21 protein-coding genes are annotated in these 24,353 nt (G+C 71.9%); 18 read left to right on the top strand and 3 right to left on the bottom strand.

The window, feature by feature from the left end:
- Positions 1-352 precede the first annotated feature (352 nt).
- The 16 genes from ACFPZJ_RS19970 to ACFPZJ_RS20045 all read left to right on the top strand — a co-directional run bounded on the left by ACFPZJ_RS19970 (position 353) and on the right by ACFPZJ_RS20045 (position 16,471).
- Positions 353-1,291 carry an ABC transporter ATP-binding protein gene (locus tag ACFPZJ_RS19970; protein ID WP_381023210.1) on the top strand — a complete coding sequence of 313 codons (939 nt, stop codon included), beginning with the start codon at positions 353-355 and terminating at the stop codon, positions 1,289-1,291.
- The gene (locus ACFPZJ_RS19975; protein ID WP_381023212.1) at positions 1,288-2,058 is read left to right on the top strand and encodes an MlaE family ABC transporter permease; all 771 of its coding nucleotides are present in this window, start codon (positions 1,288-1,290) and stop codon (positions 2,056-2,058) included. The genes ACFPZJ_RS19970 and ACFPZJ_RS19975 overlap by 4 nt, the downstream gene beginning before the upstream one ends.
- Before the next feature lie 3 nt (positions 2,059-2,061).
- Positions 2,062-2,886 (top strand): MlaE family ABC transporter permease, encoded by an 825-nt coding sequence (locus ACFPZJ_RS19980; RefSeq protein ID WP_381023214.1) that lies wholly within the window; start codon positions 2,062-2,064, stop codon positions 2,884-2,886.
- Positions 2,887-2,891: 5 nt separating this feature from the next.
- Positions 2,892-4,148 carry an MCE family protein gene (locus ACFPZJ_RS19985; RefSeq protein WP_381023217.1) on the top strand — a complete coding sequence of 419 codons (1,257 nt, stop codon included), beginning with the start codon at positions 2,892-2,894 and terminating at the stop codon, positions 4,146-4,148.
- Positions 4,145-5,182 (top strand): MCE family protein, encoded by a 1,038-nt coding sequence (locus ACFPZJ_RS19990; RefSeq protein ID WP_381023220.1) that lies wholly within the window; start codon positions 4,145-4,147, stop codon positions 5,180-5,182. Before ACFPZJ_RS19985 ends, ACFPZJ_RS19990 begins: the two co-directional genes overlap by 4 nt.
- Complete coding sequence (locus ACFPZJ_RS19995; protein WP_381023222.1) at positions 5,179-6,198, top strand: MCE family protein; 1,020 nt, start codon at positions 5,179-5,181, stop codon at positions 6,196-6,198. Before ACFPZJ_RS19990 ends, ACFPZJ_RS19995 begins: the two co-directional genes overlap by 4 nt.
- A gap of 8 nt (positions 6,199-6,206) precedes the next feature.
- Positions 6,207-7,310: an MCE family protein gene (locus ACFPZJ_RS20000; protein WP_381023476.1), complete on the top strand. Its 1,104-nt coding sequence runs from the start codon at positions 6,207-6,209 to the stop codon at positions 7,308-7,310.
- Complete coding sequence (locus tag ACFPZJ_RS20005) at positions 7,307-8,590, top strand: MCE family protein (RefSeq protein ID WP_381023225.1); 1,284 nt, start codon at positions 7,307-7,309, stop codon at positions 8,588-8,590. The genes ACFPZJ_RS20000 and ACFPZJ_RS20005 overlap by 4 nt, the downstream gene beginning before the upstream one ends.
- Positions 8,587-9,861: an MCE family protein gene (locus ACFPZJ_RS20010; protein WP_381023228.1), complete on the top strand. Its 1,275-nt coding sequence runs from the start codon at positions 8,587-8,589 to the stop codon at positions 9,859-9,861. Before ACFPZJ_RS20005 ends, ACFPZJ_RS20010 begins: the two co-directional genes overlap by 4 nt.
- Positions 9,858-10,373: a hypothetical protein gene (locus ACFPZJ_RS20015; protein WP_381023230.1), complete on the top strand. Its 516-nt coding sequence runs from the start codon at positions 9,858-9,860 to the stop codon at positions 10,371-10,373. Before ACFPZJ_RS20010 ends, ACFPZJ_RS20015 begins: the two co-directional genes overlap by 4 nt.
- A gap of 51 nt (positions 10,374-10,424) precedes the next feature.
- Entirely contained in the window at positions 10,425-11,213 is a 789-nt protein-coding gene (locus ACFPZJ_RS20020; RefSeq protein ID WP_381023232.1) for a hypothetical protein, read from the top strand.
- A gap of 149 nt (positions 11,214-11,362) precedes the next feature.
- Complete coding sequence (locus tag ACFPZJ_RS20025; protein ID WP_381023479.1) at positions 11,363-12,202, top strand: TIM barrel protein; 840 nt, start codon at positions 11,363-11,365, stop codon at positions 12,200-12,202.
- Positions 12,203-12,235: 33 nt separating this feature from the next.
- On the top strand, positions 12,236-13,129 hold the full coding sequence (locus ACFPZJ_RS20030; RefSeq protein ID WP_381023235.1) for a 2-hydroxy-3-oxopropionate reductase: 894 nt from the start codon (positions 12,236-12,238) through the stop codon (positions 13,127-13,129).
- Positions 13,130-13,307: 178 nt separating this feature from the next.
- Entirely contained in the window at positions 13,308-14,786 is a 1,479-nt protein-coding gene (locus ACFPZJ_RS20035; protein WP_381023237.1) for a catalase, read from the top strand.
- A gap of 400 nt (positions 14,787-15,186) precedes the next feature.
- Entirely contained in the window at positions 15,187-15,438 is a 252-nt protein-coding gene (locus ACFPZJ_RS20040) for a hypothetical protein (protein WP_381023240.1), read from the top strand.
- Between the two features lie 373 nt (positions 15,439-15,811).
- Positions 15,812-16,471: a TIGR04222 domain-containing membrane protein gene (locus tag ACFPZJ_RS20045; RefSeq protein ID WP_381023243.1), complete on the top strand. Its 660-nt coding sequence runs from the start codon at positions 15,812-15,814 to the stop codon at positions 16,469-16,471.
- Between the two features lie 129 nt (positions 16,472-16,600).
- Here ACFPZJ_RS20045 and gcl read toward each other — a convergent pair whose 3' ends face one another.
- Positions 16,601-18,385, bottom strand: coding sequence for a glyoxylate carboligase (gene gcl / locus ACFPZJ_RS20050; protein WP_381023246.1), 1,785 nt, complete (start codon positions 18,383-18,385; stop codon positions 16,601-16,603).
- Between the two features lie 284 nt (positions 18,386-18,669).
- Between gcl and ACFPZJ_RS20055 the strand changes: the two genes are divergently transcribed.
- Complete coding sequence (locus ACFPZJ_RS20055; protein ID WP_381023248.1) at positions 18,670-19,434, top strand: hypothetical protein; 765 nt, start codon at positions 18,670-18,672, stop codon at positions 19,432-19,434.
- A gap of 693 nt (positions 19,435-20,127) precedes the next feature.
- Here ACFPZJ_RS20055 and ACFPZJ_RS20060 read toward each other — a convergent pair.
- Together ACFPZJ_RS20060 and ACFPZJ_RS20065 are read right to left on the bottom strand one after the other, a co-directional pair.
- On the bottom strand, positions 20,128-21,717 hold the full coding sequence (locus ACFPZJ_RS20060) for an AMP-binding protein (protein ID WP_381023251.1): 1,590 nt from the start codon (positions 21,715-21,717) through the stop codon (positions 20,128-20,130).
- Positions 21,714-23,384: an AMP-binding protein gene (locus tag ACFPZJ_RS20065; RefSeq protein WP_381023253.1), complete on the bottom strand. Its 1,671-nt coding sequence runs from the start codon at positions 23,382-23,384 to the stop codon at positions 21,714-21,716. Before ACFPZJ_RS20065 ends, ACFPZJ_RS20060 begins: the two co-directional genes overlap by 4 nt.
- 123 nt (positions 23,385-23,507) lie before the next feature.
- On the opposite strand from ACFPZJ_RS20065, the gene ACFPZJ_RS20070 reads away from it, so the two are divergent.
- Positions 23,508-24,329 carry a response regulator transcription factor gene (locus ACFPZJ_RS20070; RefSeq protein WP_381023256.1) on the top strand — a complete coding sequence of 274 codons (822 nt, stop codon included), beginning with the start codon at positions 23,508-23,510 and terminating at the stop codon, positions 24,327-24,329.
- Positions 24,330-24,353 lie beyond the last annotated feature (24 nt).

The following is a 24,353-nucleotide window of genomic DNA, read 5'->3' on the forward strand; positions in this document are numbered from 1 at the left end:
ACGACCGGCCGTAGACCGGCGGCGCCCCCCCACTCATGCCCCGGCCGCGTACCTGTCCGTGCCCCGCCTGGGTCCCGACCGTGAGCCGGCCGCATCGCCCCCGCGCCCCGCCCGTGAACCGGCCGCGTGGCCAGCCGCAACCCGAGCGCATCCGACCCGCGACCCGCCTGCATTCCGACCCGTAGGCCGACCGCATCTCAGCCGCGCCGCGCCCGCACCCCTACCCGGCGCCCCCTCACCACCTCCCACCCGCAAACCCGTCCGAAAAAAATCTGTTCCGCCGCGACGGACGCCCCTGCCCTCCCCGTAGAGCAGATGTCGGAGCTGCTCCCGTGGGCGAAGGGTGAACCGGATGGGTGTCGAGATCTGTGTGGAAGGGCTCACGAAGTCCTTCGGTCACCAGGTCATCTGGCAGGACGTCTCGCTGACGCTGCCCGCCGGGGAGGTCTCGGTCATGCTCGGCCCCTCGGGCACGGGCAAGTCCGTGTTCCTCAAGACGCTCGTCGGACTGCTGAAGCCGGAGCGCGGGTCGATCACGATCCAGGGCCGGGACATCACCAAGCTCCGCGAGCACGACCTGTACGAGGTGCGCAAGCTGTTCGGCGTGCTGTTCCAGGACGGCGCGCTGTTCGGCTCCATGAACCTGTACGACAACATCGCCTTCCCGCTGCGTGAGCACACCCGCAAGTCCGAGAGCGAGATCCGGCGCGTCGTGCTGGAGAAGATGGACATGGTCGGGCTGATCGGCGCCGAGGAGAAGCTGCCCGGTGAGATCAGCGGCGGTATGCGCAAACGGGCCGGGCTGGCCCGGGCGCTCGTCCTCGACCCGGAGATCATCCTCTTCGACGAGCCGGACTCGGGCCTCGACCCGGTCCGCGTCGCCTACCTCAACCAGCTGATCGTCGACCTCAACGCCCAGATCGACGCGACGTTCCTGATCGTCACGCACGACATCGCCTCCGCCCGCCAGGTCCCGGACAACATCGGTCTGCTCTTCCGCCGCGAGCTGGTGATGTTCGGACCCCGCGAGCAGCTGCTGACCAGCGACGAGCCGGTCGTACGGCAGTTCCTGAACGGCCGGATGCGGGGGCCGATCGGGATGGCGGAGGAGAAGGACGCGGCCCAGGTCGAGCAGGAGCTGTCGCAGGTGGACGACGGCCCGGGGACCGAGGAGCTGACGCCCCGGCTGCTGCCGGGCCCGGGCATCACCCGCCCGCCCCGCTGGGAGGCGATCGCGAGACGCGAGGCCGAGCTGCACCGGGAGAAGAAGCAGGAGGTGGCGGACGCGTGAGCCTCTCCCCCACCGGCGCGCTGCGGCACTCGGGCAGCCTGTTCGCCCTGGCGCTGGACGTCGTGCGCACCATTCCGCGGCGGCCGTTCCAGGCGCGCGAGTTCATCCAGCAGGCGTGGTTCGTCGCGAGCGTCACCATCCTGCCCACGGCCCTGGTCTCCATCCCCTTCGGCGCCGTCATCGCGCTGCAGATCGGCAGCCTCACCCGGCAGCTCGGCGCCCAGTCCTTCTCCGGTGCCGCCTCCGTGCTCGCCGTGCTGCGGGAGGCCTCGCCGATCGTGACCGCGCTGCTGATCGCGGGCGCGGGCGGCACAGCCATCTGCGCCGACCTCGGGGCACGCAAGATCCGTGACGAGATCGACGCGATGCAGGTGCTCGGCATCGATCCCATCCACCGGCTGGTGGTGCCGCGGGTGCTGGCCTCGATGGTGGTGGCCGTGCTGCTCAACGGGCTGGTGTCGGTCGTCGGCGTGGCGGGCGGCTACTTCTTCAACGTCGTCCTGCAGAACGGCACACCCGGCGCGTACCTGGCGTCCTTCACCACCCTCGCCCAGCTCTCCGACCTGTGGGCGGCCGAGCTGAAGGCGCTGGTGTTCGGCGCGATCGCCGCGATCGTCGCCTCGTACAAGGGGCTCAACGCCAAGGGCGGCCCCAAGGGCGTCGGGGACGCCGTCAACCAGTCCGTGGTGATCACTTTCATGCTGCTGTTCGTGACCAACTTCGTGATGACCGCGGTGTACTTCCAGGTCGTCCCGCAGAGGGGCTAGCCGATGCGACCTCAACGACTCGTCGACCGCCCGCTGAAGTCCCTGGAGGAGCTGGGCACCCAACTCGCCTTCTACGGCCGCTCCCTGGCGTGGACGGGCCGTACCCTGCGCCGCTACAAAAAGGAGGTCCTGCGGCTGCTGGCCGAGGTCAGCTTCGGCCGTGGCGCGCTGGCCGTCGTCGGCGGCACGGTCGGCGTGATCGCCTTCCTGTCGTTCTTCACCGGCACCGAGGTGGGCCTGCAGGGCTACGCGGCCCTCAACCAGCTCGGCACGTCCAACTTCGTGGCGTTCCTGTCTGCGTACTTCAACACCCGGGAGATCGCGCCGCTGGTGGCCGGTCTCGCCCTGTCCGCGACGGTCGGCGCCGGGTTCACCGCGCAGCTCGGCGCGATGCGGATCAGCGAGGAGACCGACGCCCTGGAGGTCATGGGCGTCCCCTCGCTGCCGTTCCTCGTCACCACCCGGATGATCGCCGGGTTCGTCGCCGTGATCCCGCTGTACGTGGTCGGGCTGCTGTCCTCATACCTCGCCGCCCGGACCATCACCACCGTCTACTACGGGCAGTCGACGGGCACGTACGACCACTACTTCCACCAGTACCTGCCGCCGGTCGACGTGCTCTGGTCGTTCGGCAAGGTGATCGTCTTCGCGGTGCTGATCATCCTGGTGCACTGCTACCACGGCTACCACGCGAGCGGCGGGCCGGCGGGCGTCGGCGTCGCCGTGGGCCGCGCGGTGCGCACCTCGATCGTGGCGATCAACGTCCTGGACTTCTTCCTCAGCCTCGCGATCTGGGGCGCCAACACGACCGTGCGGATCGCGGGGTGAGGCCGGTGAGAACCATCAGACTACGGCTGTACGGGGTGGTCTTCCTCGTCGTGCTCGCGCTGCTGCTGTCCCTCGCCGTGGCCGTCTACCGGCAGGCGTTCACGCCCGTCGTCCGGGTCACGCTGCAGGCCGACCGGCTCGGCAACCAGCTCGATCCGCGGGCCGACGTCAAGCTGCGCGGGCTGCTGGTCGGCGAGGTGCGGGCGGTGCGCGCGGACGGCACCAAGGCGGTCCTCGACCTCGCTCTGAAGCCGGAGTACACGGCGTCCATCCCGTCGGACGTGCGGGCGCGGCTGCTGCCCAAGACCCTGTTCGGCGAGAAGTACGTCGACCTCGTGGCGCCCGCGCGGTCCTCGGCGCGGCCCATCCGGGCCGGGGACGTCATCCCGCAGGACCGCACCAAGGTCGGCATGGAGCTGCAGCAGCTGATGAACGACCTGCTGCCGCTGCTGCGGACGGTCGAGCCGGGCGAACTCAACGCCACGCTCTCGGCGTTCGCCGGCGCGCTGGAGGGCCGGGGCGACCGGATCGGCGCCAACCTGGTCCGGGTCGAGAGCTACCTGCGCCGTCTCAACCCGCACATGCCGTCCCTGAAGGAGGACATCTCGCGGTTCGCGGACGTGGCCGAGGTGTACGGCGACGCGGCGCCCGACCTGATGCGGATCCTGCGCAACACGGTCACCACCAGCCGCACCCTCGTCGAGAAGAAGGACCGGCTGGCCGCGGCCCTGCGCGGCACAGCGACCGTCGCGGACACCGCACGCGGCTTCCTCGACGGCAACGGCGACCGGCTGATCACCCTCGGGCGGGTCTCCCGGCCCACGCTGGAGCTGTTCGCCCGGTACTCCCCCGAGTACCCGTGCCTGCTGGCCGGCCTGGTCCGGCAGGAGAAGGCGGCGGAGGAGACGTTCCGGGGCGGCGAGATGCGCATCACCCTCGAAGTCGTCCGGCAGCGGCCCGGGTACGAGCCCGGCGAGGAGCCGCGCTACGCCGAGCGGTCCGGTCCCGACTGCCGGGGGCTGCCGCACCCGCGGGTGCCCGCGCCGCACACGAAACTCGACGACGGTACGAAGGAGGGCGGTTCGAGTGCGCGGCAGGACGGTTCGAGCGTGTCGTCCCCGGTGTCCGGGACGGCCGCCGAGCAGCGGGCGGTGGGCTCGCTCGTGGCGCCCGTGCTGGGCGTGCCCGCGGACGAGGTGCCGCCGGTCGCGACCCTGCTGTTCGGCCCGCTGGCGCGCGGAACGGCGGTGAGCGTCGCATGAGGACCTCAGGAGCCCGGCGGACGGCTGCGCCGCTGATCAAGTTCAGTCTCTTCGCGCTGGTCACGATTCTGGCGACGGCGCTGCTCGCCGCCACGATCGTCAACATCTCCTTCACCCCCAAGGACACCTACCGGGCCGTGTTCAGCGACGTCACCGGGCTGGAGGAGGGCGACGACATCCGGATCGCCGGGGTGCGGGTCGGCCAGGTGGAGGACATCCGGATCAAGGACCGGACGCTGGCCGAGGTGACGTTCACCGTCGGCTCGGACCGCCCGCTGCTGACCAGCACCCACGCGGTGGTGCGCTACCGGAACCTGGTCGGGCAGCGCTACATCGCGCTCACCGAGGGCGCGGGCGACGGCACCCGGCTGCGGCCCGGCGGCACCATCCCGCTGTCGCGGACCCAGCCCGCGCTGGACCTCAACGTGCTGCTGGACGGCTTCAAGCCGCTGTTCGCCGCGCTCAGCCCGAACGACGTCAACCGTCTGGCCACCTCGATCATCAGGACCCTGCAGGGCGAGGGCGGCACGGTGAACAGCCTGCTCGCGCACACCGCGTCGCTCACCACGACGCTCGCCGACCGCGACGAGCTGATCGGTTCGGTGATCAAGAACCTCAACACCGTGCTGGAGACGCTCGACAAGCGCGGCGGGCGGTTCTCCGCGCTGCTCGAGCAGTTGCGGCGGGTCATCTCCGGGCTGTCGGCGGACCGCAAGCCCCTCGGGGAGTCGCTGGTGAACATCGGTGACCTCACCGAGGCCACCTCCGGTCTGCTGAAGGACGCGCGTCCGCCGCTCAAGGACGACATCGCCGGGCTCAAGGAGCTCACCGGAACGCTGAACGACAACGAGAAGACCGTGGAGGGCGTGCTGAAGCGGCTGCCGAACAAGCTCAACGAGCTGACCGGGACGGCGTCCTACGGCTCGTGGTTCAACTTCTACCTGTGCGACTTCGACGGCCGGATCGTGCTGCCGAAGACGCGGCAGGTGCTCACTCCGGAACTGCACGTGGCACGGGCGAGGTGCGGCGGATGAGACTGCGACTGCCCCGACGCCCGCGACGGCCTCGTCTGAAGCCCTTCCGCGAGCGCAACCCCGTCGTCGTCGGCGCCGCCGGCCTGACCACCCTCGCGCTGCTGACCGTCGCCGCGTTCAACGCCGACGACCTGCCGCTGATCGGCGGCGGCGAGACGTACAGCGCGGCGTTCGCGGAGGCGGGCGGGCTCAAGCCGGGTGACGAGGTGCGGATCGCCGGGGTCAAGGTCGGCAAGGTCGAGACCGTCGACCTGGACGGCGACCACGTCAAGGTGACCTTCAAGTTGAAGGACGACCCGGCGTTCGGCACCGAGACCGGGGCGTCGATCCGGGTCAAGACCATCCTCGGCGCCAAGTACCTCGCGCTGCACCCGAAGGGTGCGGGGCAGCTCGCGCCGGGCAGTGAGATCCCGCTGCGGCGGACGGTCCCGGCGTACGACGTGGTGCAGGCGTTCAGCGATCTGACGACCACCACGGAGGAGGTCGACACACAGCGGCTCGCCAAGGCGCTGGACACCCTCTCGGCCACCTTCGAGGACTCGCCGGCCGAGGTACGCGCCTCCATCAAGGGCCTGTCGAGGATCTCCCGGACGGTGGCCTCGCGCGACAAGGCGCTCGGTGAACTCCTCGACCACGCCAACGGGGTCACCGGGGTGCTGGCCGAGCGCTCCGGGGACTTCTCCGCGCTGGTCAAGGACGGTGACCTGCTGTTCAAGGAGATCAGCAAGCGCCGGGAGGCCATCCACAAGCTCCTGAAGTCCTCCGCCGCGCTCGGCGTCGAGCTGTCCGGCCTCGTCGAGGACAACCGCGAGCAGATCGGTCCCGCCCTGAAGAACCTCGACACCTTCGTGAAGATGCTCGAACGCAACCAGGCCAGCCTGGACCGCAGCGTGAAACTCCTCGCGCCCTACGTCCGGGTCTTCACCAACACCCTCGGCAACGGCCGCTGGTTCGACAGCTACATCCAGAACATGGTCGCCGCCCCGGTGGTGCCGCGTACGGGAGGCAACCGGTGAAGAAACGCATGGCCGCCCTGGTCACCGCCCTCGCGCTGGTCGCCGCGCTCACGTACGTGCTGTGGCCGCGCTCCGAACCCGTGCGCGTCACGGCGTACTTCCCGCGCACCGTGGGCATCTACCCCGGCTCCGACGTCCGCGTCCTCGGCGTGCGGATCGGGGAGGTCAAGGAGATCACGCCGGAGGGTGAGCGGGTGCGGGTGGAGCTGGAGTACGACGAGGGCCGCAAAGTGCCGGCGGACGCGAAGGCCGCCATCATCAACTCGTCGGTGGTCAGCGACCGTTACGTGCAGCTGCTGCCGGTGTACCGGAAGGGACCGGTGCTGCGGGACGGCGACGTCATCCCCGAGGCGCGTACGGCCGTGCCCGTCGAGCTGGACCGGATCTTCGACAGCCTGCACACCACGGCGGAGGCGCTCGGCCCGAAGGGCGCCAACAAGGACGGCTCCCTGTCGCGGCTGCTCGGGGTGAGCGCGGACAACCTCGACGGGCAGGGCGAGAACCTCCACCGGACCGTCGAGGACCTGTCGCAGGCCGTCACCACGCTGTCCGACGGCCGGGACGACCTGTTCGGCACCGTGCGCAACCTCCAGGTGTTCACGGCCGCGCTGGCGGCTGACGACAAGGAGGTGCGGTCGTTCAACTCCAGCCTCGCCGAAGTCGCGGAGCAGCTCGCCGGGGAGCGTGAGGACCTGGCGGCGGCGCTGAAGAACCTCGGTGCGGCGCTCGGCGACGTGGCGGACTTCGTGAAGGACAACAAGAAGTCGCTGACGTCGAACGTCAAGGGCCTGAGCAAGGTCACCAGGGTGCTCGTCACCCAGCGTGCCGCCCTGGCGGAGCTGCTGGAGGTGGCCCCGGCCGGTCTGTCCAACCTGCAGAACGCCTACAACCCGTCGGCCGGCACCCTCGACACCCGCAACAACCCCGACGGGCCGCAGGACCCGGCCGCCCTGCTGTGCTCCCTGCTGAAGACGACCGGCGACGAGGGCGGGAAGAACCCCGACTGCCGGGACCTGGAGAAACTGTTCGCCTCCCTGCCCGAGGTGCCGACGGCACCGGCGTCCGGCACGGTCGACCGGACACTCGGCGGAATCCTGGGGGCGAAGGCATGAGGCGGCTGAGCAAGGGCGGGACGCTCGCGTGGACGGCGGTCGGCGCGCTGCTGCTGTCCGGCTGCGAGGTCAACGGCTGGTACGACGTCCCGCTGCCCGGCGGCGCCGCCACGGACGGCCGCGCCTATCACGTCACCGTCGAGTTCCGGGACGTGCTGGACCTGGTGCCGCAGTCCGCGGTGAAGGTCAACGACGTGACGGTGGGCGCGGTGGAGAAGGTGGAGCTGGCGGGCTGGCACGCCCGGGTGCGGCTGCGGATCGCCGGCTCGGTGAAGCTGCCGGCCAACGCGGTGGCCGAGCTGCGGCAGACCAGCATCCTCGGCGAGAAGTACGTGGCCCTGTCGCCGCCTCCCGGCACCGCGGCCGTGGGCCGGCTGGCCGACGGCGACCGCATCCCGCTGTCCCGCAGCGGCCGCAACCCGGAGATCGAGGAGGTGCTCTCCGCGCTGTCCGCGCTGCTCAACGGCGGCGGCGTGGCGCAGCTGAAGACGATCACCGTCGAGCTGAACAAGGCGCTGGAGGGCCGCGAGAACCGGGTGCGGGCCCTGCTGAAGGAGCTCGACACGTTCCTCGGCGGGCTGGACGAGCAGCGCGCGGAGATCGTCCGCGCCCTGAAGGGCATCGACCGGCTGGCCGAACGGCTCGGCAAGGAGAAGAAGACCATCGCCACGGCCGTCGACACCATGCCGCCGGCCCTGAAGGTCCTCGCCGACCAGCGGCGCGACCTGACGAAGATGCTCACGGCCCTGTCGAAGCTCGGCGAGACCGGCACCCGCGTGGTCAACGCCTCGCACGACGACACGGTCGCGAACCTCAGGCAGCTCCGGCCGATCCTGAACCAGCTCAACAAGGCGGGCGCCGACCTGCCCAACTCACTGGAACTGCTGACCACTTACCCGTTCCCGCGCAACGCGGTCGACGCCGTCAAGGGCGACTACGTCAACCTCAAGGTCACCGCCGACCTCGACCTGTCGAGCATCTACGGCAACCTCGAGGAGGAGGACGGCAAGGGCGACGACGGCCCGGACACGCCCGGTGCTCCGGACCTCCCCGACCTCCCGGACGTCCCCCTGCCGACGCCGCCCGGCCTGCCGGACACCCCGGACGTGCCCGGCCTGCCCGGCGAACCCACGGCGCCCTCGGCACCCTCGGCGCCCTCGGACGGCGGCCTGCTCTGCCCGCCGGTGTGCACCGCGGCCTACGGCGGGGACGCCCGCCGGCTCCCCGCGGGGATCGACCTCGAACTCGCCGAGCTGATGCTGAAGGGGATACAGCCGTGATCACTCGTACGGTCAAGGCGCAGCTGCTCGCCTTCGCCACGGTCACCGCGGTCGGGGTGTCCTATGTGGGCGCCCAGTACACGGGGCTGGTGGACAGCGTCCTCGGCCGCGGGTACACCGTGCGGGCCGACTTCGCCGACTCCGGCGGCGTCTTCCCCGGCGCCGAGGTCACCTACCGGGGGGTGCCGGTGGGGCGGGTGGGCCAGCTGCGGCTGACCGGCTCCGGCGTGTCGGTGCCCCTGCAGCTCGACGACGACACGCCGCCCATCCCGGCCGACACCCTGGCCGTCGTGGCGCACCGTTCGGCGGTCGGCGAGCAGTACGTCGATCTCCAGCCGCGCCGCGACAGCGGGCCGTACCTGCTGGAGGGCAGCACGATCCCGCGCGACCGCACCCGGACTCCGCTGCCCAACACCGACCTCGTGGCCAGTCTCGACCGGCTGGTGAACTCGGTCGGCAAGGACGATCTGCGCACCACCGTCGACGAGTTGGGCAAGGCATTCGCCGGCACCGGGCCGCATCTGGGCCGTCTGGTGGACTCGGGCAACGCGCTCGTCGAGTCGGCGTCCGACGCGCTGCCGGAGACGGTGCGGCTGATCGAGGACTCGCGGACGGTGCTCAAGACGCAGGCCGACCAGGGCTCGGCGATCAAGTCGTTCTCCCGTGACCTGGCGGCGCTCACGGCCCAGCTGAAGTCCAGCGACGGCGATCTGCGCCGCCTGATCGGCAACGCCGCACCGGCCGCGGTGGAGGTGAACTCGCTGCTGAAGTCCACCGAGTCGAGCGTGCCGGTGCTGCTGGCCAACCTCATCAGCGGAGGACGGGTCATGGTGGCGCGGCTGCCCGGCGTGGAGCAGGCCCTGGTGACCTTCCCCGTGGTGGTCGCGGGCAGCTACACGGTCATCCCGGGCGACGGCACGACCCACTTCGGGCTGGTCGTCAACGCCGAGGACCCGCCGGCGTGCACCCAGGGCTACGACACCCGGCGGCGTGACCCCGCCGACACCCGCACGCGGGAGGCGAACACCGACGCCCGCTGCACGGCCCCGCGCGGCAGCGACACCTCGGTGCGTGGCGCGCAGAACGCCCCCGGCGCCTCGTCCCGTACGGGCGACGCGCAGCGGGCGGCGTACGTCACCCCGTACGACCCGGATACCGGCCTCGCCACCGGCCCGGACGGCAGGCCCGTCGCGATCGGCTCGACGGGCGGCGAACAGAGCGTGTTCGGAAAGGAGTCCTGGCAATGGCTGCTCGTGGGACCGATGGCATGAAAGACATCTTCGGCGTCACCGCCCGCTTCACGGGGCACCGCCGTGCGCTGTCGGTGGGGCTGGCCGCCGCGACGGCGCTGACGACGGCCCTGGCGCTGTGGCTGGCGTTCCTCGTGCACGAACAGCGCGAGGGGGAGCAGCGTCGCCAGGACATCCTCTCCGCGGCACGCCAGTCGGCGCTGAACTTCACCTCGCTCGACTACCGGCACTACGCCCGGGACAGCCGGAACGTGCTGAAGAACGCCACCGGCGGCTTCAAGAAGGAGTTCGCCGCGCAGACCGAGCAGCTGACCCGGCTGGTCGCGCAGAACAAGTCGGTGTCCCAGGGGCAGGTCCTGGAGGCGGGCATCGTGCGGTCCGACGACCGCTCGGCCCGCGTCCTGGTCGTCGCCGACAGCAAGGTGACCAACACCGCCGTGCCCCAGGGCGAGGCCCGCACCTACCGGCTCCAGCTCGACCTGGTGCGCCAGGGCGGGCGCTGGCTCACCTCCGACGTCGAGTTCGTCGGCTGACCCCGCACCCCCTTCGTACCCGCTTCAGGAGAAAGCCCGAGGAGCAATACCGTGGCGAACCCGATCTCCCGCACCCGGGGCGCCGGCGCCCCCGCCCGCCGCACCCTGACCGCCCCCGCCCGCCGCACTCTGACCGCGGCCGCCCGCGCGGCGGCCAAGCGCGCCGGACGCACGGACGGCCCCGAGCGAGCGGTGCCGCGCGAGGACGAAGCGGCCCGGCCGCCGGAGGCGCCGCTGTCCGGGCGCACGGTGGTGATCGAGGTACCAGACGGCTGGGACGACCCGCCGGAGCCGGCACCGGAGTCCGCGGAGCCCGCCGAGGAGCGACCCACGAGGTCCCGGCCGCGGCTCCTCACCGTCGTCCTGGCCGTCCTCCTCGTGGCCGGGCTGGTCGCGGTGGGGATGCTCGGGTGGCAGTACCGTCAGGGGCAGCGGGCCCAGGACGCGGGGCATGAGGCGCTGGCGGCCGCCCGGAAGGCGGCGCCGGTGGTGCTGTCGTACGACTACCGGCATCTGGACCGGGACTTCGCCCGGGCCCGCACCCATCTGACCGGGAAGTTCCGCGAGGAGTACGGGAAGACCACCAAGACGGTGGTGACGCCGACCGCCGAGAAGTACCACGGGGTGGTCAAGGCGTCGGTGGTGGAGCCGCCGGGCGGTGGTGCCCCGGCGGCCTCGGTCGTCTCGGCCTCGCCGGACCGGGTCGTGGTGCTGCTCTTCGTCAACCAGGTCACCAGGAGCACCCAGGTCTCCGGGTCCCGCGTGGACCTGAACCGGGTGCGGATGACCCTCTCCCGTACCGCCGAGGGCTGGAAGGTGAGCGCCGTGGACGCGCTCTGATCTGCCCGTACCGATGCGCCCCCGCGCCGACCGCGCGGGGGCGCTTTTTCGTGCCCGCTCTTGACAGCTCTTCCCGATCACAGGCAATCTTCCATTACGCAGAAATGAACTTCCGCAATATGGAATACGAGGAAGGGGGCGCCGCCGCGATGGGATTCGCAGACCAGCGCTTCAACGTCAACCTGTCGATCCTCTTCACGGAACTCCCGCTCCTGGAGCGCCCGGCCGCCGCCGCCGCGGCCGGCTTCACCGCGGTCGAGCTGTGGTGGCCCTGGATCGACTCACCCACCCCCGAGCGGTCCGAGCTCGACGCCCTCGGCAAGGCGATCGAGGACGCGGGCGTCCGGCTCACCGGCCTGAACTTCTACGCCGGCCGGCTGCCGGGCCCGGACCGCGGCGCCCTGTCGGTCCCGGGCGAGGAATCCGAGCGGTTCCGCGCCAACGTCGAGGTGGCCGCCGACTTCGCGCGGTCGCTCGGCTGCACGGCGCTCAACGCGCTGTACGGCAACCGCGTCGAGGGCGTGGACCCGGCCGAGCAGGACGCGCTCGCGCTGGAGAACCTGGCGCTCGCGGCCCGGGCCGCCGACCGGATCGGCGCGATCCTGCTGATCGAGGCGCTGAACAGGCCCGAGTCGCCGCTGTACCCACTGGTGAGCGCGCCCGCCGCCGTCGGGATCGTCGACCAGGTCAACCAGGCCACGGGCCTGGGCAACGCGCGCTTCCTGATGGACCTCTACCACCTGTCGATGAACGGCGAGGACCTGCCGTCGGTGATCGAGCGGTACGCCGCGAAGACCGGCCACGTCCAGATCGCCGACAACCCCGGCCGCGGCGCCCCCGGCACGGGTTCGCTGCCACTGGAGGACCTCCTCGACCGGCTCCGCAAGGCCGGTTACGACGGCTGGGTCGGCCTGGAGTACAAGCCGGGCGACCGCCCGAGCGCCCAGGCCTTCGACTGGCTGCCCCGTGAGGCCCGCGCCGCCCGCTGAATCCCACCCCGGACTGTGAAAGGCACCCGCATCATGAGCAACCGACTCCCCAAGGTCGCCTGGATCGGCCTCGGCATCATGGGCTCCCCCATGTCCGAGAACCTGATCAAGGCGGGCTACGACGTCACCGGCTACACCCTGGAGCGGGAGAAGCTCGACCGCCTGGCCGCCGCCGGCGGCACCGCAGCCTCCTCCCTCGCCGAGGCCGTGCGCGACGCCGACGTGATCATCACGATGGTGCCCGCGTCCCCGCAGGTGGAGGCCATCGCCTACGGCCCCGACGGCATCCTGGACAACGCCAGGTCCGGCGCCCTGCTGATCGACATGTCCTCGATCACCCCGCAGACCTCGGTCGACCTGGCCAGGAACGCTGGGGAGAAGGGCATCCGGGTGCTCGACGCCCCGGTGTCCGGCGGTGAGGCCGGCGCGATCGAGGCCGTGCTGTCCATCATGGTCGGCGGCGAGCAGGCCGACTTCGACCAGGCCAAGCCGATCTTCGAGGCGCTGGGGAAGACCATCGTGCTGTGCGGTCCGCACGGCTCCGGCCAGACCGTGAAGGCCGCCAACCAGCTGATCGTCGCCGTGAACATCCAGGTGTGCGCCGAGGCGGTGGTCTTCCTGGAGAAGTCGGGCGTGGACCTGAGGGCGGCGCTGGACGTCCTCAACGGCGGCCTGGCCGGCTCGACCGTGCTGACCCGCAAGAAGGACAACTTCCTCGACCGCGACTTCAAGCCGGGCTTCCGTATCGACCTGCACCACAAGGACATGGGCATCGTCACGGACGCCGCCCGCACCGTCGGCGCGGCCCTGCCCGTCGGCGCCGTGGTCGCCCAGCTGGTCGCGTCGCTGCGCGCCCAGGGCGACGGCGGCCTGGACCACTCGGCCCTGCTGCGGGGAGTGGAGCGCCTGTCCGGCGCGCAGGTCTGACCGGTCCCTCATACCCCGGGCGGCGCCTCGCTGACATATGTCCTGTCGCGCCCAGAGCGATGGCGCCGCCCGGAACCACATCCAGAGATTCAACAAACTGTTGACGCCCAGATCGTCCCGACCTAGGCTCCACTAAGCGGAAAAAGTTTTCCGCTGCCCGTCGTACGGAAGGTCCACGATGTCGAAGCGCGTGCTCACCGCGGGAACACTCACCACGGAGTCCGGCGCCCCCGTCGCAGACAACCAGAATTCCGCCACCGCCGGCCTCGGCGGCCCGCTCCTGATCCAGGACCAGCATCTGCTGGAGAAGCTGGCGCGCTTCAACCGCGAACGCATCCCGGAGCGCGTGGTGCACGCCCGCGGCTCCGGCGCCTACGGCCACTTCGAGGTGACCGACGACATCACCGGCTTCACCGGCGCCGACTTCCTGAACAGCGTCGGCAAGCGCACCGAGGTGTTCGTGCGGTTCTCGACCGTGGCCGACTCCCTCGGCGGCGCGGACGCGGTGCGCGACCCGCGCGGCTTCGCGGTCAAGTTCTACACCCGGGAAGGCAATTACGACCTCGTCGGGAACAACACCCCGGTGTTCTTCATCAAGGACCCGATCAAGTTCCCGGACTTCATCCACTCGCAGAAGCGCGACCCGTTCACCGGCCGGCAGGAGCCGGACAACGTCTGGGACTTCTGGGGCCACTCCCCCGAGGCCACGCACCAGGTGACGTGGCTGATGGGCGACCGCGGCATCCCGGCGTCGTACCGCCACATGAACGGCTACGGCTCGCACACCTACCAGTGGACGAACGACGACGGCGAGGCCTTCTTCGTCAAGTACCACTTCAAGACGAACCAGGGCATCCGCTGCCTGTCCACCGAGCAGGCCCAGGAGATCGCGGGCAAGGACCCCGACTCCCACCAGACGGACCTGCTCCAGGCCATCGAGCGCGGCGTGCACCCGTCCTGGACCCTCTACGTCCAGGTCATGCCGGCGGCCGAGGCGGCCGACTACCGCTTCAACCCCTTCGACCTGACCAAGGTCTGGCCGCACGCCGACCACCCTCTGCGGCGGGTGGGCCGCCTGGTGCTGGACCGCAACCCGGACAACGTCTTCGCCGAGGTCGAGCAGGCCGCCTTCTCCCCGAACAACTTCGTGCCGGGCATCGGCCCCTCCCCCGACAAGATGCTCCAGGGCCGCCTGTTCGCCTACGCGGACGCCCACCGCTACCGCCTGGGCGTCAACCACACCCAGCTGCCCGTCAACGCCCCGAAGGCCGTCCCCGGCGGCGCGCACAACTACGGACGCGACGGCCTCATGGCGCTCAACTCCCAGGGCCGTCACGCAAAGAACTACGAGCCGAACTCCTACGGTGGCCCGGTCGAGACGGGCCGCCCGCTGTCGGCCCCGCTGGCGGTCGCCGGCCACACGGGAACCCATGCGGCTCCGCCGCACACCAAGGACGACGACTTCTTCCAGGCGGGTGAGCTGTACCGCCTGATGTCCGAGGAGGAGAAGCGGCGCCTGGTCGCCAACATCGCCGGCGGTCTGTCCCAGGTCTCCCGCGACGACGTGATCGAGAAGAACCTCGCGCACTTCCACGCCGCCGACCCGGACTACGGCAGGCGCGTGGAGGAGGCGGTCCGCGCCCTGCGCGAGGACTGACACACCGGCTCGCGTACGCAACTCGACGGGGAGGTCGAGACCGTACGCGCGGCCCGCGGGACCACCGGGCGGCCCGGATGACGGGTGGCCGCCCCGGTGGCACCGCGGGCAGGGCGAGGACCGCGGCGGCGTGTGAGCCAGTGCGGTGGTGAAGGTCCCGGCGCTCCTTCTTCGACCTGAGGGAAGGCGCCCCGGGCGCCGTCACACCCGCCGCGGTCCCAGCCCCCGTGCCTCTCCGAGGCACCAGCGACCCCGTCCGGCGGCGCGAACGACCTGTCGCGCCCAGCCTCGCACCGTCGGACGGCCAGACCGGCGAGCGCCGGATGCGGACGGTCCCGCATCCGGCGCTCCTCGGCGTCTCCGGGGTGCGCTCCGCCCGCGTCCGCAGGAGCCTGAAGGCATGACGCACCCGACCGAGCACCCGCACGTCGTGGTGCACCCGCCGGCCCTGGACGGCTCCCGGCGGGTCACCTCGGGCGACGAGACGCTGGGGATCGCCTCGCACGTCGACGACGTCGGCGAGATCCTGCGGCTGGCCGATCTGTACGTGACCGACGTCGCCGACAGCGACCTCATCGAGTGGGAGGGCGGCGGCCCGGACGACTGGCCGGGGCTGTCCGAGCACCACGAGCACCGGACGAGCGGGGAGTGAGGGCCGCCAGGCCGCCGGACCGCGTGGCCGCCTCGTCTACGCCACCGGTCGTACGCCCACTACGGAACCCTCAAATCAACCTCTGAACCCGGCCCGGGAGGCTTCGGCTGCCCCTGCCCGCGGGCACATTCCCGGTCACACGGGGCCCGCCGGCACGGGGGCGGGGGGCCCCGCCGCCACGGGGAACGGGGAGCGGGGCCCGCACGGGGGCGACGGGGGGACAGCCCGGCCCGGGCGCCACGGAGCCCGGCCCCAGCACGGGGAGGGCGCGGGTCCCGCGCGGGGGACGGGACCCGGGCCTCGCCCGGTGACACGGCCCGGCGCCCCCGGCAACCACCCGCCGGACGCCCGGACCCGGGATCGGGGGAAGCTCATGAACGGCGAGACACCGCTCCGCCTGCGACCGTTCGAGATCGCCTTGCTGCGCGGCGGCCCGCGGGCCGCCGTGACGGTCGCCGTGATCGCCCTGCACCTGCGGGGCGCCGTCGAGGCGGGCCGGCCGGGCACGGTACGAGCGGTGCGGTCGGCCCCGGACAGAGCCGGTGAGGCCGGTGTGCCCGGTGCCGCCGACGCGGACGGGCCTCCGCAGCCGCTTCCTGCGCTGGCCGACGCCGTGCTCGCCTGTCTGCAGGAGCCCGCCGGGCCGCAGGAGGTGTCCCAGCGTGCGGAGGTCCGCATCGCGGTGGCGGAGCTGCGGGTCGGCCTGGCGGAGGCAGGTCTGCTGCGGTTGCCGCTGCTCGGCCCGACGCGCGCCGCCCGCCGCCAGGTGCGGGCCCTCCGGCAGCGGCATCCGCTGCCCGCGAGCAGACGCCACCTGTCGGAGGACGACAAGCTGCTCGCCGTCGCGCTGCACGGCGAGGCGGCCCTGGCGCTGCTCGAACCGCGCTTCGCCCTGCGGACCGGCCTGATCCCCCGCGTCCAGGTGGCGGACAGGGGGCTCCTGCGGCACGTCCCGCGCGGGTACCCGGTCACCGGCGACAGAGCACTGCGCCACAGATACTCCTGCGGCGGCGGAGACGGCGGCACGGACTGAGCACACCGACGGGGCGGCCCCTCGGGAGAGGGGCCGCCCCTATGTGCGTGACAGTGCCTGGCAGTGCCTGTCCGTACCTGTCCGTGCCTGTCAGCCGCGTGACAGTGCCGCGTCCGTGCCGTACGCGCGTCAGACCTTCAGCGTCCTGATCGAAGTCGGCGCGTGGCCGGGTTCGGTCGCGAGCTCCTCGAACTCGACGACGTCGCTGATGTCGTTGGTCGTCGACATGGAGATGTTGGTGACCCGCTCCAGGATCGCCTCGACGACGACCGGGACCCGGTACTCGGCGGCGAGCTTCTTGGCCTGCTCGAAGGCCGCTGCCAGCTCGTTCGGGTCGGTCACCCGGATCGCCTTGCAGCCGAGGCCCTCGGCGACCTTGACGTGGTCGACGCCGTAGACGCCGAGCTCCGGCGCGTTGACGTTCTCGAACTCCAGCTTGACCTGGAAGTCGATGTCGAAGGCCCGCTGCGCCTGGCGGATCAGGCCCAGGTAGGCGTTGTTCACCAGGACATGGACGTACGGGATCCGGTGCTGCGCGCCGACCGCCAGCTCCTCGATCATGAACTGGAAGTCGTAGTCGCCGGAGAGCGCGACCACGCAGGCCTCCGGATCGGCCTTCGCCACGCCCAGCGCGGCCGGGACCGTCCAGCCGAGCGGGCCGGCCTGTCCGCAGTTGATCCAGTGGCGCGGCCTGTAGACGTGCAGCATCTGGGCGCCCGCGATCTGGGAGAGACCGATGGTGGAGACGTACCGGGTCTCCGGGCCGAAGGCCTTGTTCATCTCCTCGTAGACCCGCTGCGGCTTGATCGGGATGTCGTCGAAGTGCGTACGGCGCTGGAGCCTGGCCTTCCTCTCCTGCGCGGCCGCCGCCCAGGCGGAGCGGTCGGGCAGCTTCCCGGCCGCCTTCAGCTCCTTGGCGATCTCGACGAACAGCTCCAGTGCCGCCTTGGCGTCGGAGGCGATGCCGTAGTCGGGGGCGAAGATCCTGCCGATCTGTGTGGGCTCGATGTCGACGTGGACGAAGGTGCGGCCGGCCGTGTAGACGTCGAGTCTGCCGGTGTGGCGGTTGGCCCAGCGGTTGCCGATGCCGAGGACGAAGTCGGACTCCAGGAACGTCGCGTTGCCGTAGCGGTGCGAGGTCTGCAGGCCGACCATGCCGGCGTTGAGCTCGTGGTCGTCGGGCAGGACGCCCCAGCCCATCAGGGTCGGCACGACCGGCGTGCCGGTCAGCTCGGCGAACTCGACGAGCAGTGCGGCGGCGTCGGCGTTGATGACACCGCCGCCCGCGACGATCAGCGGCCGCTCGGCGGCGTTCAGCATCGCGATCGCCTTCTCGGCCTGGGCGTGGGTCGCGGCCGGCTTGTAGACCGGGAGCGGCTCGTACGTCTCCGGGTCGAACTCGATCTCCGTGAGCTGGACGTCGATCGGCAGGTCGATGAGGACCGGGCCGGGACGGCCGGAGCGCATCAGGTGGAAGGCCTGCTGGAAGACGCCGGGGACCTGGGCGGCCTCCAGGACGGTCACGGCCATCTTCGTGACCGGCTTGGCGATGGAGGCGATGTCGACGGCCTGGAAGTCCTCCTTGTGGATCACGGCGGTCGGGGCCTGGCCGGTGATGCACAGGATCGGGACGGAGTCGCCGGTGGCGGAGTACAGGCCCGTGATCATGTCGGTGCCGGCTGGGCCGGAGGTGCCGATGCAGACGCCGATGTTGCCCGGGTGGGTGCGGGTGTAGCCCTCGGCCATGTGCGAGGCGCCCTCGACGTGCCGGGCGAGGGTGTGGGTGATGCCGCCGGAGGCCTTGAGCGCCGCGTAGAAGGGGTTGATCGCCGCGCCCGGGACACCGAACGCGTCGGTGATGCCCTCGCGCTTGAGGATCTCAACTGCCGCGCGGGCAGCGGTCATTCGAGCCATCGAGTACTCCTGCTTCGGCTGTCGGATTCGCACTCCCGTCGCGCCCCGCGGTGAGCTCTTCCGTATAGCGGAAATAACTTTCTACGATCTGGAATGAATGTAGGTGGACGGGCGAAGACCGTCAAGAGACCGACGGGCGCCGGGCAAACGCCGGACAAGCGGGGGCGCCCTGGAGGACGATGGGTGCGCATCCCCAGCAGTCGAGTCGCCGAATCGCCGAGTCGCCGTGCCAGCGAGCTGTCGCGCGGTGGCGCTGTCGTCCGGCGACGCCGTCCGGGAGGGCCATGTCCGAGAGCGTGCCGGTGCGCTGCCCGTCCTGCCGGCGCCGGCACCGTTACGCGGCACCGGTGTATCCGTGCGCGTGCGGAGCCCCCGTCGCCCCGCGACTGGACGGAGAGGGGTCCGCGACGCCCGTGGCCCACCGCGTCTGGGAGGACGACTGGGTCACCCTGCCGTGCGGACAGTGCGGCCGGCGCGGCGAGTGGCCCCACCCGGAACTGGGCTGCGCCTGCGGCACGGTCCTGCGCATCCGGGTGACCGGCAGCGCGCCCCGTACGGGAACGGACGAGAGCCCTGCCCGTGCGGAAACGGGTGAAAGCCCCGGCCGTGCGGGAACGCGTGAGGGCCCCGGCCGTACGGGGACCGGCGAGAGTCACGCCCCCGCAGAGCACCAAGCCTTCCGGCCGGTCCCGGTCCGTACCGCGCTCGACGTCGTCATGGCCGCCGCGCTGTGTCTGCGTCGGCTCGGCCACGGGGACATCCGCCGGGCGGACCGGCGCCCGCCCTCCGGTGTCGCCCTGGCGGCCCGCGGCGTTCTCGCCCAGGTGGAGCCGACCGTGCGCGCGGCGTCGCTGCGGGACGTGGAGTGCCTGTGGCTGACGGCGATGACGGAGTCCAAGGGATGCGTGTACTTCTCCCTCGCCGGTTACACCGACGACGCCCGCGCCCGCGCGGACGCCCTGGGCGTCCCCCTGTTCGTCCTCGACTCCACGGGCACGCCACAGCCGGTGAACGGGCCGGCGCACGCGCTGCGCACGACCGGCGCCTGACACAGCGGTCGGCGGCCGGACACCAGCCGCCGACCCGCCCGCCGTCCGTACCGCTGCCTCCGGGCATCCGGCTGGGGACCGCCTCCCCCTCGGCCGGGGCCCGCATGCCGCCTGGCCCGCACACCGGGCGTCGCCGGCCAGCGATGCCCTACCGCGGGCCCCTCGTCACCGCCCGCGCCCCGTCACCAGGCCCGCGCCGCCGGCCCCCGTCCGCTTTCGCCCCCGACGCGGAAAAGCCCCGCGACGGCCACCCCGCCGCCCCGGTACCGGCCCAGGCGCATCCGCCCCGCCGCCCCGGCCGAACTCCCCGCCTTCCGGGGCAGCGAACGGGGCGCCGAGGCGGACGACCGCCCGGTCGCGTACCTGCTCGCCAGCCAGTGGACGGCGCGCTCCACGCGGGCAGGTCCCGGCCTGCTCAGGCCCTGCTGTCCCATGCCGACGGCCGCGCGCACGAGGAGGGCCTTGCCTGACCGGCCTGCCCCTGACCGCCTTCGCCGACGTCCCGTGGAACGCGCCGTACTGCGCCCGCCTCGGCTTCCGCGTGCCGGCCGAGGCCGGACTCACCGCGGGGCCACGGGCGGTCCGTGCCGAGGAGGCCGCGCAGGGCCTCGGCCGATGGCCGCGTGTGCGCATGCGCCACGCCCACGCCGTCGGCCCCGCACGTGCTCGCCTTCGACCGCCGCACGCCGTCGCTCACCGGACGCCGTACTTCTCCCGCAGCTCCACCTTCCGCACCTTCCCCGACACCGTCATCGGGAAGGCGTCCAGGATCTGCAACCTGGTCGGTACCTTGTAGTGCGCCAACTGCCCCTCGCAGTACGCGCGCAGTTCCTCCAGGGTGAGCGGGTCGGCCGGGTCGCGGGGGACGACGCAGGCCAGGACCTCCTCGCCGTACCGCTCGTGCGGCACGCCCACGACCTGGACGTCGCGGATCTCGGGATGGCCGTACAGGAACTCCTCCACCTCACGCGGGTAGATGTTCTCGCCGCCCCTGATGATCATGTCCTTGATGCGGCCGACGATCTCGACGTACCCGTCGTCGCGCATCACCGCCAGGTCCCCGGTGTGCATCCAGCGGCCCGCGTCGACGGCCTCGGCGGTCTTCTCCGGTTCGTTCCAGTAGCCGAGCATCACGCTGTAGCCGCGGGTGCACAACTCGCCCGCCGTTCCGCGCGGTCGGGTCACCCCGGTCGCCGGGTCGACGATCTTCACCTCGATGTGCGGCAGGACGCGGCCGACGGTGCCGGTGCGGTGCTCCAGGTCGTCGTCCATCCGCGTCTGCAGGGACACCGGGGACGTCTCGGTCATGCCGTAGCAGATGGAGACCTGTTCCATGTGCATCTCTGCGACGACCCGTTTCATCACCTCCACCGGGCAGGGCGAGCCCGCCATGATGCCGGTGCGCAGGGAGGTCAGGTCGTACGACGCGAAGTCGGGCAGGTTGAGCTCCGCGATGAACATGGTCGGCACGCCGTACAGGGACGTGCAGCGCTCCTCCTGGACCGCGCGCAGGGTCGCCGCCGGGTCGAAGGACGGGGCGGGGATGACGATGCAGGCGCCGTGGGAGGTAGCGGCCAGGTTCCCCATCACCATGCCGAAGCAGTGGTAGAAGGGCACGGGCACACAGACCCGGTCCTGCTCCGAGTAGCCGATCAACTCCCCGACGAAGTAACCGTTGTTGAGGATGTTGTGGTGGGAGAGCGTGGCGCCCTTCGGGAAGCCCGTCGTGCCCGAGGTGTACTGGATGTTGATCGGGTCGTCGCAGGACAGCTCCTCGTACGGGGCGGAGGTGCCGCGCGCGATCAGCGCGTCCCAGCTCGGGTCGCCGATGTACACGGTCTCGCGCAGCTGCGGGCACCGCGGCCGCACCTGCTCGACCATCGCCCGGTAGTCGCTGGTCTTGTGGCTGAGGGAGGCGACGAGCAGCGAGACGCCGGCCTGGTCGAGGACGTACTCGACCTCGTGGGTGCGGTAGGCGGGGTTGATGTTCACCATGATCGCGCCGATCCGGGCGGTGGCGTACTGGACGAGCACCCACTCCGGGCAGTTGACCGCCCAGATGCCCACCCGGTCGCCCTTGGCGACGCCGGCGGCGAGCAGCGCACGCGAAAGCTTCTCGACGTCCGCGGCGAACTCGGTGTACGTCCAGCGCCGCCCGGACGGCACGTCGACGAGCACCTCGCGGTCCGGCCAGGCCGCCACCGCCCGGTCCAGGTTGGCCCCGATCGTGTCGCCGAGCAGGGTCGTCCCGCTCGTGCCGTGCGTGTACGACAGCTCGCTCACCGGAAGTCCTCCTCGCGGAACTCGGCGTCCGATCCGGCGGCCGTGGCCTCGCGCAGCTCGACGCGGCGGATCTTGCCGGAGACGGTCTTGGGCAGCTCGCCGAACTCCAGGCGGCGGATGCGCTTGTAGGGCGCGAGGACGTCACGGGAGTGCTCGAACAGCACCTTCGCGGTGCCGGGGCCCGGCTCCCAGCCCTCGGCCAGTACGACATACGCCTTGGGCACGGCCAGGCGCAGCTCGTCCGGGGCGGGCACGACGGCCGCCTCGGCCACCGCCTCGTGCTCCAGCAGGGCGCTCTCCAGCTCGAAGGGGCTGATCTTGTAGTCGGAGGCCTTGAAGACGTCGTCGGCGCGTCCGACGTAGGTGAGGTGTCCGTCCTCGTCCCGGGAGCCGATGTCGCCGGTGCGGTAGTAGCCGCCGGCCATCACCTCCGCCGTGCGGTCCGGGTCGCCGTGGTAGCCGGTCATCAGGCCGACCGGGCGGTCGGAGAGGTCGAGCGCGATCTCGCCCTCGGCGGCGCCGGGCGCGCCGGAGACGGGGTCGAGCAGTTCGACGCGGTAGCCGGGGCTCGGCCGTCCCATGGATCCGGTCTTCAGCGGCTGGCCGGGGCTGTTGGCGATCTGCACGGCGGTCTCGGTCTGCCCGAAGCCGTCCCGGACGGTGACGCCCCAGGCCCGGCGGACCTGCTCGATGACCTCGGGGTTGAGGGGTTCTCCGGCGGCGACGGCCTCGCGGGGCGGGGTGCGCAGCCGGGTCAGGTCGGCCTGGACGAGCATGCGCCACACGGTCGGCGGCGCGCAGAAGGTGGTGACCCGCGCCCGGTCCATCTCGGCCATCAGCCGGGGGGCGTCGAACCGGGTGTAGTTGTGCAGGAAGACCGTCGCCTCGGCGTTCCAGGGGGCGAAGAGGTTGGACCAGGCGTGCTTGGCCCAGCCCGGCGAGGAGATGTTCAGGTGCACGTCGCCGGGGCGCAGTCCGATCCAGTACATGGTCGCCAGGTGCCCGACCGGATACGAGGTGTGGGTGTGCTCGACCAGTTTGGGACGGGCGGTGGTCCCGGAGGTGAAGTAGAGCATCAGGGGGTCGTCGGCCAGGGTGGGGCCGTCGGGCGTGAAGCCGCCGGGAGCGCCGTAGGCGTCCTCGTACGGCTGCCAGCCCGGGGCCGCTCCCCCGACCGCGATGCGGGTGTAGTCGCCGGGCACCCCGTCGAACTTGGCGGTGTCCGCGGCGCGTACGAGCACGTGCCGGACCCGGCCGCGGTCGACGCGGTCGCGCAGGTCGGCGGGGCCGAGCAGCGGGGTGGCCGGGATGACGACGGCGCGCAGCTTCATCGCGGCCAGCGCGGTCTCCCACAGCTCGGTCTGGTTGCCGAGCATGACCAGGACCCGGTCCTCGGCGCGCACGCCGCGCTGCCGCAGCCAGTTCGCGACGCGGTCGGAGCGGTCGGACAGCTCGGCGAAGGACAGGCGGGACCCGGAGCCGTCCTCCTCGACGATGTGCAGGGCGGTGCGGTCGTTTCCGTCCGCGATCACGTCGAACCAGTCGAGCGCCCAGTTGAAGCGGTCCAGTCGGGGCCAGGCGAAGCCCTCGTAGGCGGTGGCGTAGTCCTCGCGGTGGTGCAGCAGGAAGTCCCGCGCCCCGCGGAAGAGCTCCGTGGCCGTGCTCATTCGTCCTCCTCGTTGCCGGACCATTGCCGGGCGGCTCCGGACATCGTGTAATCCGTGATGCAGGTCTCACTACCCCCGAACGGGGGTGTCTGCGGCAGGGCGGCCGCAGGGAAGGGCGAGCAGGTGACGGCCGACAGGGTGGAGATACGGAACGCGCTGCTGCGGCTGCGGCGTTCCACCGGGCTGCCGGTCGCCTTCGGCGGCCTGCTGGAGGCCGGGCGGCAGCAGATCCGCATCAGCGAACTCGACGGCACGGCGACACGGGCGCTCAGCTCGCTCGCGGTGACCTCGGGGAACGGGCTGGGCGGCAAGGCGGTGGCACTGGCCCGGCCCTGCGTGGTGACGGACTACTCGTCGTCCCGGCAGATCAGCCACGAGTACGACGCCCCGGTGGCGGCGGAGGGGCTGCGCTCGGTGCTGGCCGTGCCGGTGGTGGTACGGCACCGGGTGCGCGGAGTGCTGTACGGCGCCCTGCGCACGGCGCGGCCGCTGGGTGGGCGCGTCCTCGACACGGCGGCCGAGGTGGCCCGGGACGTGGAGCGGGCGCTGGTCGTGCGCGACGAGGCGCGGGAGACGCTCGGCGCCGCGCGGGCCGGGACGGCACGGGACGCGCTCGGCGCCGCACGGACCGAGCAGGTGCGCGAGGCGCACGCGGCCCTGCGGGCGCTGGCGCCGCGGATCGGCGACCCGGCGTTGCGGGCGGAGCTGCTGCGCGCGTGCGCGTTGCTGACCGGGCCGCCCCCTGCGGTGGCACGGCTGGCGCCCCGGGAGGTGGACGTGCTGGCGTGCGTCGCGACGGGCGCCACCAACGCGGCCGTCGCCGAGCGGCTGGGGGTGACGGCCGAGACGGTGAAGGCGTATCTGCGGTCGGCCATGCGGAAGCTGGGGGCCCGCACCCGTGGGGAGGCCGTGGTGGCCGCGCGCCGCGCGGGGTGGTTGCCGTAGGCCCGAGGTGCTTCTATTCGCTCA

This window comes from Streptomyces bullii (assembly GCF_042657145.1).
Classification (GTDB): domain Bacteria; phylum Actinomycetota; class Actinomycetes; order Streptomycetales; family Streptomycetaceae; genus Streptomyces; species Streptomyces bullii.